At 62.0% G+C, this 9,538-nt stretch carries 9 protein-coding genes; 4 read left to right on the forward strand and 5 right to left on the reverse strand.

Annotated elements, in window-relative coordinates; genetic code table 11:
- Positions 1-17 precede the first annotated feature (17 nt).
- From HX875_RS18165 to HX875_RS18180, 4 genes are read left to right on the forward strand one after another with little or no spacing between them, the layout of a single operon-like run.
- On the forward strand, positions 18-785 hold the full coding sequence (locus tag HX875_RS18165; RefSeq protein ID WP_177044261.1) for an SDR family NAD(P)-dependent oxidoreductase: 768 nt from the start codon (positions 18-20) through the stop codon (positions 783-785).
- 11 nt (positions 786-796) lie between these two features.
- Positions 797-1,981 carry an acetyl-CoA C-acyltransferase gene (locus HX875_RS18170; protein ID WP_177044262.1) on the forward strand — a complete coding sequence of 395 codons (1,185 nt, stop codon included), beginning with the start codon at positions 797-799 and terminating at the stop codon, positions 1,979-1,981.
- Positions 1,982-1,990: 9 nt separating this feature from the next.
- Positions 1,991-3,118: an acyl-CoA dehydrogenase gene (locus HX875_RS18175; protein ID WP_177044263.1), complete on the forward strand. Its 1,128-nt coding sequence runs from the start codon at positions 1,991-1,993 to the stop codon at positions 3,116-3,118.
- 9 nt (positions 3,119-3,127) lie between these two features.
- Positions 3,128-3,901: an enoyl-CoA hydratase gene (locus tag HX875_RS18180; RefSeq protein ID WP_177044264.1), complete on the forward strand. Its 774-nt coding sequence runs from the start codon at positions 3,128-3,130 to the stop codon at positions 3,899-3,901.
- A 61-nt stretch (positions 3,902-3,962) separates the two neighbouring features.
- Here HX875_RS18180 and HX875_RS18185 read toward each other — a convergent pair whose 3' ends face one another.
- The 5 genes from HX875_RS18185 to HX875_RS18205 form a co-directional block, all read right to left on the reverse strand.
- The gene (locus HX875_RS18185) at positions 3,963-5,114 is read right to left on the reverse strand and encodes an acyl-CoA dehydrogenase family protein (RefSeq protein ID WP_177044265.1); all 1,152 of its coding nucleotides are present in this window, start codon (positions 5,112-5,114) and stop codon (positions 3,963-3,965) included.
- Positions 5,115-5,117: 3 nt separating this feature from the next.
- A complete protein-coding gene (locus tag HX875_RS18190) occupies positions 5,118-6,221 on the reverse strand; it encodes an enoyl-CoA hydratase/isomerase family protein (RefSeq protein WP_177044266.1) in 1,104 nt (367 codons plus the stop codon).
- A gap of 136 nt (positions 6,222-6,357) precedes the next feature.
- Complete coding sequence (locus HX875_RS18195; protein ID WP_177044267.1) at positions 6,358-7,062, reverse strand: HPP family protein; 705 nt, start codon at positions 7,060-7,062, stop codon at positions 6,358-6,360.
- 175 nt (positions 7,063-7,237) lie between these two features.
- Positions 7,238-7,417 carry a type VI secretion system contractile sheath small subunit gene (locus tag HX875_RS18200; RefSeq protein WP_256348133.1) on the reverse strand — a complete coding sequence of 60 codons (180 nt, stop codon included), beginning with the start codon at positions 7,415-7,417 and terminating at the stop codon, positions 7,238-7,240.
- A 498-nt stretch (positions 7,418-7,915) separates the two neighbouring features.
- Entirely contained in the window at positions 7,916-9,538 is a 1,623-nt protein-coding gene (locus HX875_RS18205) for an ArnT family glycosyltransferase (RefSeq protein WP_177044268.1), read from the reverse strand.

The raw sequence follows: 9,538 nt of genomic DNA on the forward strand, positions 1-9,538 counted from the left end.
TTTTCAAGGAAACAGTGATGCAGATTGAGAACAAGGTTTTTCTGGTCAGCGGTGGCGCTTCCGGCCTCGGCGCGGCGACGGCCGAGATGCTGGTGGCGGCCGGTGCCAAGGTGATGCTGGTGGATTTGAACGCCGACGCGGTCGCCGCCCAGGCGCAGAAGCTCGGCGGGCAGGCCCGCAGCGTCGTCGCGGACATCAGCCAGGAAGCCGCCGCCGAAGCGGCCGTGCAGGCTACCGTGGCGGCCTTTGGCGGTTTGCACGGGCTGGTCAACTGCGCCGGCGTGGTCCGTGGCGAGAAGATCCTCGGCAAACATGGCCCGCACGTATTGGCCAACTTCGCCCAGGTGATCAACGTCAACCTGATTGGCAGCTTCAACCTGCTGCGCCTGGCCGCAGCGGCCATCGCTGAAACCGAGGCGAATGCCGACGGCGAGCGTGGCGTGATCATCAACACCGCTTCGGTGGCGGCCTTTGACGGCCAGATCGGCCAGGCAGCCTATGCCGCCTCCAAGGGCGCGATCGCCAGCCTGACGTTGCCTGCCGCCCGTGAACTGGCGCGCTACGGGATTCGGGTGATGACCATCGCCCCCGGCATTTTCGAAACACCGATGATGGCCGGCATGACGCCAGAAGTGCGCGAGTCCCTGGCCGCCGGCGTGCCATTCCCGCCGCGCCTGGGCAAGCCGAGCGAGTACGCGGCGCTGGTGCGGCATATCATTGAAAACAGCATGCTCAACGGCGAGGTGATCCGTCTCGACGGTGCCTTGCGCATGGCGGCCAAATAAGGAGATTTTTCATGACTGATCCAATCGTTATTGTCAGCGCAGTACGTACGCCCATGGGCGGGTTCCAGGGCGACCTCAAGGGCCTGACTGCCCCGCAACTGGGTGCGGCGGCGATACGTGCTGCGGTCGAACGTGCCGGTATCGCCACCGATGCGGTGGACGAAGTGCTGTTCGGTTGCGTACTGCCGGCCGGTCTCGGCCAGGCGCCTGCACGCCAGGCGGCACTGGGCGCTGGCCTGGATAAATCCACCCGCTGCACCACCCTCAACAAGATGTGCGGCTCCGGCATGGAGGCCACCATCCTGGCCCATGACTCGCTGCTGGCGGGCAGTGTGGAGGTAGTGATCGCCGGTGGCATGGAGAGCATGTCCAACGCCCCGTACCTGCTGGACCGCGCCCGCAGCGGCTACCGCATGGGCCACGGCCGGGTACTCGACCACATGTTCCTCGACGGCCTCGAAGACGCCTACGACAAGGGCCGCCTGATGGGCACCTTTGCCGAGGACTGCGCCGAGCACAACGGTTTTTCCCGCGAGGCCCAGGATGCGTTCGCCATTGCGTCCCTGACCCGCGCGCAACAGGCGATCACCGACGGCAACTTCATTGCCGAAATCGTCCCGGTGCAGGTCACCGTGGGCAAGGAACAGAAAACCATCACCCACGACGAACAGCCGCCCAAGGCCAAGCTGGACAAGATCGCTACCTTGAAGCCGGCTTTCCGCGAAGGCGGCACCGTGACGGCGGCCAACTCCAGCTCGATTTCCGACGGTGCGGCGGCGTTGCTGCTGATGCGTGAATCCGAAGCCCACAAACGCGGGCTCAAGCCGCTTGCGGTGATCCACGGCCACGCAGCCTTTGCCGACGAGCCAGGCCTGTTCCCGGTGGCACCGGTGGGTGCGATCCGCAAACTGATGACCAAGACCGGCTGGAACCTCGATGAGGTCGACCTGTTTGAAATCAACGAAGCCTTCGCCGTGGTCAGCCTGGTGACCATGAGCAAGCTGGAGATTCCCCACAGCAAGGTCAATATCCACGGTGGTGCCTGCGCCCTGGGCCATCCGATCGGTGCGTCCGGTGCGCGGATCCTGGTGACCCTGCTCTCGGCCCTGCGCCAGAAAGGCCTCAAGCGCGGTGTTGCGGCGATCTGCATCGGCGGCGGCGAAGCCACGGCCATGGCCGTTGAATGCCTGTATTAAGGAACACCTATGCTCCCGAATGACGAACAACTGCAGATCCGCGAAGCCGCCCGGCAATTTGCCCAGGAGCGGCTCAAGCCCTTCGCCGCCGAGTGGGACCGCGAACACCGGTTTCCCAAGGAAGCCATCGGTGAAATGGCCGAGCTGGGTTTTTTCGGCATGCTGGTCCCGGAACAATGGGGTGGCTGCGACACCGGCTACCTGGCCTACGCCATGACCCTGGAAGAAATCGCCGCCGGCGATGGCGCCTGCTCGACCATCATGAGCGTGCACAACTCCGTGGGCTGCGTGCCGATCCTCAAGTTCGGCACTGACCAGCAGAAAGAGCAATTCCTCAAGCCCCTGGCCAGCGGCGCGATGCTCGGCGCGTTTGCCTTGACCGAGCCCCAGGCCGGTTCCGACGCCAGCAGCCTGAAAACCCGCGCCCGGCTGGAAGGCGATCACTATGTATTGAATGGCTGCAAACAGTTCATCACCTCCGGGCAAAACGCCGGGGTCGTGATTGTGTTCGCCGTCACCGATCCGGCCGCCGGCAAACGCGGCATCAGTGCGTTTATCGTGCCTACCGATTCGCCGGGCTACAGCGTGGCACGGGTCGAGGACAAACTCGGCCAGCACGCTTCCGACACCTGCCAGATCCTGTTTGAGGACGTGAAGGTGCCGGTGGCCAATCGCTTGGGCGAAGAGGGCGAAGGCTACCGGATCGCCCTGGCCAACCTTGAAGGCGGACGCGTCGGTATTGCCTCCCAGGCAGTGGGCATGGCGCGGGCGGCGTTCGAGGCTGCGCGGGATTACGCCCGCGAGCGGGAAAGCTTTGGCAAGCCGATCATCGAGCACCAGGCCGTGGCGTTCCGCCTGGCGGACATGGCGACGCAAATCGCGGTCGCCCGGCAGATGGTGCATTACGCCGCCGCCCTGCGTGACAGCGGCCAGCCGGCGCTGGTGGAAGCATCCATGGCCAAGCTGTTTGCTTCGGAAATGGCCGAAAAGGTCTGCTCGCAAGCATTGCAAACCCTCGGCGGTTACGGTTACCTGAGCGACTTTCCCCTGGAGCGGATCTACCGCGATGTGCGGGTCTGCCAGATTTACGAAGGCACCAGCGATATTCAACGCATGGTCATTTCACGCAATCTCTGAGGAGCATCTATGAGTTACGAAACCATTTTGCTGGACGTCCAGGGCCGTGTCGGGCTGATCACCCTCAATCGCCCACAGGCGCTGAACGCCCTCAACGCACAGCTGGTCAGCGAGCTGAACCAGGCGCTGGACAGCCTGGAAGCCAACCCGGAAATCGGCTGCATCGTACTCACCGGCTCGAAAAAAGCCTTTGCCGCCGGCGCCGACATCAAGGAAATGGCCGAACTGACCTATCCGCAGATCTATCTCGATGACCTGTTCAGCGACAGCGACCGCGTGGCCAACCGCCGCAAGCCGATCATCGCTGCCGTTAACGGTTTTGCCCTGGGGGGCGGGTGTGAGCTGGCATTGATGTGCGACTTTATCCTGGCCGGTGACAACGCCAAGTTCGGCCAGCCGGAAATCAACCTCGGCGTGCTGCCGGGCATGGGCGGCACCCAGCGCCTGACCCGCGCCGTGGGCAAGGCCAAGGCCATGGAAATGTGCCTGACCGGGCGGTTTATCGATGCGGTGGAAGCCGAGCGTAGCGGGATTGTGGCGCGGATCGTGCCGGCGGATGAGCTGCTGGATGAAGCGCTGAAAGTCGCGAACCTGATCGCCAGCAAGTCGGTGCCCATCAGCATGATGGTCAAGGAAAGCGTCAACCGCGCGTTTGAAGTGAGCCTGTCTGAAGGTGTGCGCTTTGAGCGCCGGGTGTTCCACGCGGCATTCGCCACGCTGGACCAGAAGGAAGGGATGGCGGCGTTTGTCGCCAAGCGCACGCCGGAGTTCAAAGACAAGTAAAAAGGCTGATCAAAAATATGGGAGCTAATAAGCTCCCATATTTTTTATTAAAGTCAGTCAGTTACAGCTGATAGTTCTTCAATTCTCTAGCAATCACCATCCGCTGAATCTCGCTGGTGCCTTCGTAGATCTGGGTAATCCGTGCATCCCGGTAGTAACGCTCCACCGGGTAATCCTCCAGATAGCCATAACCCCCATGAATCTGCATCGCGGACGAGCACACCTTCTCGGCCATTTCCGAGGCAAACAGCTTGGCCTGGGACGCTTCCGACAGGCACGGCTTGCCGGCACTGCGCAAGCGGGCGGCATGCAGGATCAACAAGCGCGCGGCGTTCAGGCGGGTTTGCATGTCGGCCAGCAGGTTGGCCACGCTCTGGTGCTCAATGATCGCCTTGTCGAACTGCACCCGGTCACGGGCATAGGCCAGTGCCGCTTCAAAGGCGGCCCGGGCGATCCCCAGCGCCTGGGCGGCAATCCCGATGCGCCCGCCTTCAAGGTTGGACAGGGCGATAGCCAGGCCTTTGCCGCGTTCGCCCAGCAGGTTGGCTTCAGGCACGGTGCATTGGTTGAGCGTGACGGCGCAGGTGTCGGAGGCACGAATGCCCATCTTGTGTTCGGTACGGTCGACCACGAAGCCCGGGGTGCTGGTGGGCACGAGGAATGCCGAGATGCCTTTCTTGCCCAGGTCCGGGTCGGTCACTGCAAACACGATCGCCAGTTTGGCGCGCTTGCCGTTGCTGACAAATTGCTTGGCGCCGTTGATGACCCACTGGCCGTCCCGCAGTTCGGCGCGGGTACGCAGGTTGTGGGCTTCTGAACCGGCCTGGGGCTCGGTGAGGCAGAAGCAGCCGATGGCCTGGCCGCTGGCCAGTTCGGCCAGCCAGGTTTCCTTCTGCTCCTGTGAGCCGTAGTTGAGAATTGGCCCGCAACCCACTGAATTATGGATACTCATCAGGGCGCCGGTGGCGCCGTCACCGGCAGAAATCTCTTCTACCGCCAGTGCGTAGGCCACGTAGTCGACGTAAGTGCCGCCCCATTCCTCGGGGACCACCATGCCCAGCAACCCCAGCTCGCCCATCTTGGCCACCAGGGCATCGTCAATCCAGCCGGCCTTTTCCCACGCCTGGGCGTGAGGCGCAATTTCGCCACGGGCAAAGTCCCGAGCCATGTCGCGGATCATTACCTGTTCTTCAGTAAATTCAATATCTTGCATGACTTAGTTCTCGTTCTTATCGAAGTCGCGGAAGAAGCTCTCGACATGATCAGCCTCCAACGCCTGGAGGGTCGGAGGGTTCCAGCGAGGGGTTTTGTCCTTGTCGATCAGCAGGGCGCGCACGCCTTCGATCAGGTCGCCCCGGGCGAACCATTGGCGGTCCAGGTGCAATTCCAGGGCGAAGCACTGCTCCAGGTGCAGATGACGGCCACGGCGCAGCATCTGCAGGGTGACGGCCATGGCCAGGGGCGAGCGGGTTTGCATCAGGCTGGCGGTGGTCAATGCCCAGTCATGGCTGTCGGCGACGGTGACTTGCTGCAACTGCTCGACGATGCTCGGTACGTCCGGCAAGGCAAAGAAGTGATCGATGGCCGGGCGAAGTGCGGCCAGTGGCGCATCGGGCAATTGCTGCACCGCCAGGCCGGCCAGCAGGCCTTGCAGGTCCTTGAGGGGTGAATCGTGCCATTTCAGGCGGTCCAGGCGCTGATCGAGCTCGCTCAGCTTGGCGCTGTCGAGGTACCAGTCGGCAAGCCCGCAATACAGGGCGTCGGCCGCCCGGATCTGCACGCCGGTCACACCGAGGTAGATCCCCAGTTCGCCGGGAATACGCGGCAGGAAGTAGCTGCCGCCCACGTCAGGGAAATAGCCGATGGCCACTTCCGGCATCGCCAGGCGGCTGCGTTCGGTGACCACTCGCAGGTCGGCGCCTTGCACCAGGCCCATGCCGCCACCGAGGACAAAGCCGTCCATCAACGCCAGGACTGGCTTGCGGTAGTGGTGAATGGCGAGGTCGAGGGCGTATTCCTCGACGAAGAAGTCTTCATGGAGGGTGTCGCCGCTCTTGAAGCTGTCGTACAACGAACGAATGTCGCCGCCAGCGCAGAAGGCTTTTTCCCCGGCACCGCGCAACACCACGGCGTGCACCTGGGGGTCGTTTGCCCAAGCCTGCAAATGCCGGCTGAGGCTGCGGACCATGTCCAGGGTAATGGCATTCAGGCCGGCGGGGCGATTGAGGGTCAGGTGACCTATGTGGTTGCGGACTTCAGCCAGGACCTCGTCATGCACGATCCCGGCGCTGCTTGCCTCGGATGAAACCTGAGCAGTCATCTCTAACTCCCTGCTTTTATTGTTCTTTATCAAGATGTTCGCGGGCGAACCATCTCGCGATCGTACCAGTGCAAATTTGCCAAGTACAAGTCGGAATCCTGCAGGTCGTTTTTGCATTTTTGCATGAGGGACGGCATCACCCCTGGCGTTGGAAAACCGCCCCGATTGCACGCCGCCGGGCATACCGCTCGCTGGCCTGGATCAGCTCTTCCAGCTCCTGTGGGGTTACATCCACGAACTGCTCGCGCTCGGCCAGTGCCTGCTTGAGGTCTTCGGCGCTGATGCCGGGGGTGTCGGTGACAGTTGCCATAAAGTTCGGCGCGGCGGCTTCGCTGGCGCCTTTGGGGTAACGCGTGCGTGTCGCGTTGTTGTACGCCAGGGCGCACGCGAGCAGGGCGGCGGCGCCCAGCATGACCGCGGCCACTTCCTGCCAGCCCAGGGCGATGGAGGCGGGGTCCGCCAGCACCAGGCTCATGGCCAGCCCACCCGCAGGCGGGTGCAGGCAACGCAGCCAGCAGATCAGGATCACGGTCATCCCGGCGGCCAGGCACGCGCTGCCCAGGGTACGTCCCAGCACCCGGGCCACCAGCAAGGCAACAATGGCGGCACACAAGTAGCTGCCGATGATCGACCAGGGTTGCGCCAACGCGCCCGATGACACGGCAAACAGCAACACGGCCGATGCTCCGAGCGGGCCGATGAGGTGCAACGCCACCTCCATGCCGAATACTTGGGCACACACCCAGACACTGAACAGCGTGCCCAGGGCCATGCCGACGGCGGCGCGGCTCCATTCGGCGGGGCGGGTATTGACGGCAGCGGGTAACCAGCGAGCAAGCATTAACGGGAGATCCATAAAACGGGCGAAAAAAAAGGCTTGTCTGGTTTCCCGGAAAAGCCCTTCAAAAAAGTTCCTGCATTTGGGGGAGGAACCTGCGCAGTGTGCCCATCGAGCAAGGTTGCCGCCAATGCATATTAATGCAGGTCAAATGCAGTATTTTTGCAGTTAACCGGTCTCAGCCAAAGGGTATCAACCCGGTTGGGCGTTGCAGGGGGCTACTGATCTTGCCCAGCACCCGGTCATTGGTTTCCTCGTTGATCAGCAGGTTCTGTACGTTCTCCCTCAATGATGGATTGTTGGCCAGCGGCCCCTTGAGCACCACCAGCGCATCGCGCAGTTCCATCAGCCGATCCAGTTTGGGAATGGCGACGTAGCCGACATTGACCTGTGCAGGCGCTGTCTGGTCTGTGGGTGGCAAACCTGTCGCAACAGAGGGGTCGGGCAATGGTTGATCGGACACGGAGCATTCCTCTAGATGAAATAAACGGCAGGTTAAATGCTGTTTAAACTTATTTATTGTTATTGCAGCTCTGTCTATAACGGGCGTTTTTTTGTTTCTTTCAATATTGTCATGAAGGCCCTGGGGCGAGCGTTTGGCGATACTGGAAATACCTGGAAGGTAGTAACTAATTAACTCACTTGGCTGGCGAGTCTACAGTTGGGGACTTTGAGCGGGAAGGGGAGTTGCATCGCTGGTTACGTATAGATACGTAGGATTTTTCTCGATAGTTACTATCTAGAAAGTTGCAGAAGTTGTTGGGCAAAGAAGTTTCTTACATGCACAGTGGTCCGAAGCTACTTATGCGTCTGGCGGCAGGACAAGCGGATTGCCCGCTTATCCTACCGCCAGTTATCAAGGCTGAGGGAGTTTAACCAAGTGCAGCAGCACATACGGGTTCTTGTCGAACTGCCCGGTCAGTACCGGCACCAGTGAGCGAAACCGGGGATCAGTCAACCCTTCAAAGTCCGCCTGGCTCATGATCAGCCAGGCCGGCGCCTGAATCGGTGTCAACTCGGCGGGCAGTTGGGTAAACAGCGGCACCCGGTCGCAATCGAGGTTGACCACGAACTTGATGGCTTTCGCGTCCTTGCCCAGCGCGTGCAGCACCAACGGCGCGCGTTCCTGCTGGATCAGCGCCTGGGCCTGAAGGGTAAAGGTGCGGGTGTCATACAAACGACGCGTCAGGGGCTCGACCATCACGATATACGTCAGCCACACAGCCAGCACCGCACCCAAAGCGGGGCCCAGGTAGCGAAGGCGCGGTTTGAAAAGAAACACCAGTGCCAGGGTCTGGAACGCGATCAGGATGCCGAACACCGGATTGAGGCTGCCGATCTGCTCCGGGAAGCGATGACGCGCCACGAACAAGCCTGCGATCAGCAACCCTGGAACCACGGTCCAAAGCGCCAGCATCAGCCAGCGCAGCCCGGCGAACAGCCGCCCGCGTGAGACCTGGAACGGATACGCGGCGATGATCGCCGCCATCGGCAGCATCGGCAGCACATAGCGAGCCTTTTTCGCCTGGGGTACCGACAGGCCGATCATCACGATCAGGCCCGCTGCGAGGCAGTACAGCACCAGTTTCAGCGCCGGCCCCTTGTCTTCGCGGCCGCCTGCGGCAATCGCAATCAGCGCCAGTATGGCCAGCGGGTATGCCGGGGCGTAGTTGCCCAGCGAACTGGTGAAGTAATACAGCACGCTGCCGGAACCTTCAGTACCGTCCATACGGCCGAGGAACTGCATTCGGATCACGTCCTGCATGAACACTTCGCCACCGCTGAGCTTGGCCAGCAGCAACAGCAGGCCGACACACGCGGCCAGCAACGCCAGCGCCAACAGGCCAAAACTGAACAGCTGCCGCCATTGGCGATTGATCAGGTAATAACTGCAGAGCATGCCGGTGGGAATCACCAGGCCGATCGGCCCGCGGATTGCGAAGCCCAGGATCAGCAGCAGAAACAGCCAGTGCAGGCGTTTGCCGGCGCCGAAGTGGTCATGGGCATACCCCAGGTAAAACACCGCCAGGGCCACGGCGGCCAGCATCTGGTCGAGGGACACGGCGCGGGTTTCGCTGATGAAGGTACTGCTGAGCAGCATCACCGCGACGCTCAGCAGCGCCCAGCGCCGGGAGTAGGGCGCCGTCAGCCGGTACACCAGCACCACGATCAGCGCCGAAGCGATGGCCGTGGGCAGCCAGGCCGTCAGGCTGGTGACCTGCCCGAGAGGCAGGGACAGCAGCCAGGTCATCAGCGTCGAGGTGGCCAGGTAATCGGCATACGGTTGCCCGTATGTCGTCGGGAAGAACCCAGGCCCATGGCGCAGCATCTCCTGGGCGAACAGTACGAAGCGCGAATCAAAGCCGATGATTGCCTGGTTCCAGTTGCCCGCGACAAACAGGACCAGAGCCAGGAGCCCCATTACCCATGAGTGGCGGCGGATCGTCGGGCTGAGCAGGGGCGGATGAGCTTTGTCCAC

Source organism: Pseudomonas yamanorum, assembly GCF_013386765.1.
Lineage (GTDB): Bacteria > Pseudomonadota > Gammaproteobacteria > Pseudomonadales > Pseudomonadaceae > Aquipseudomonas > Aquipseudomonas yamanorum_A.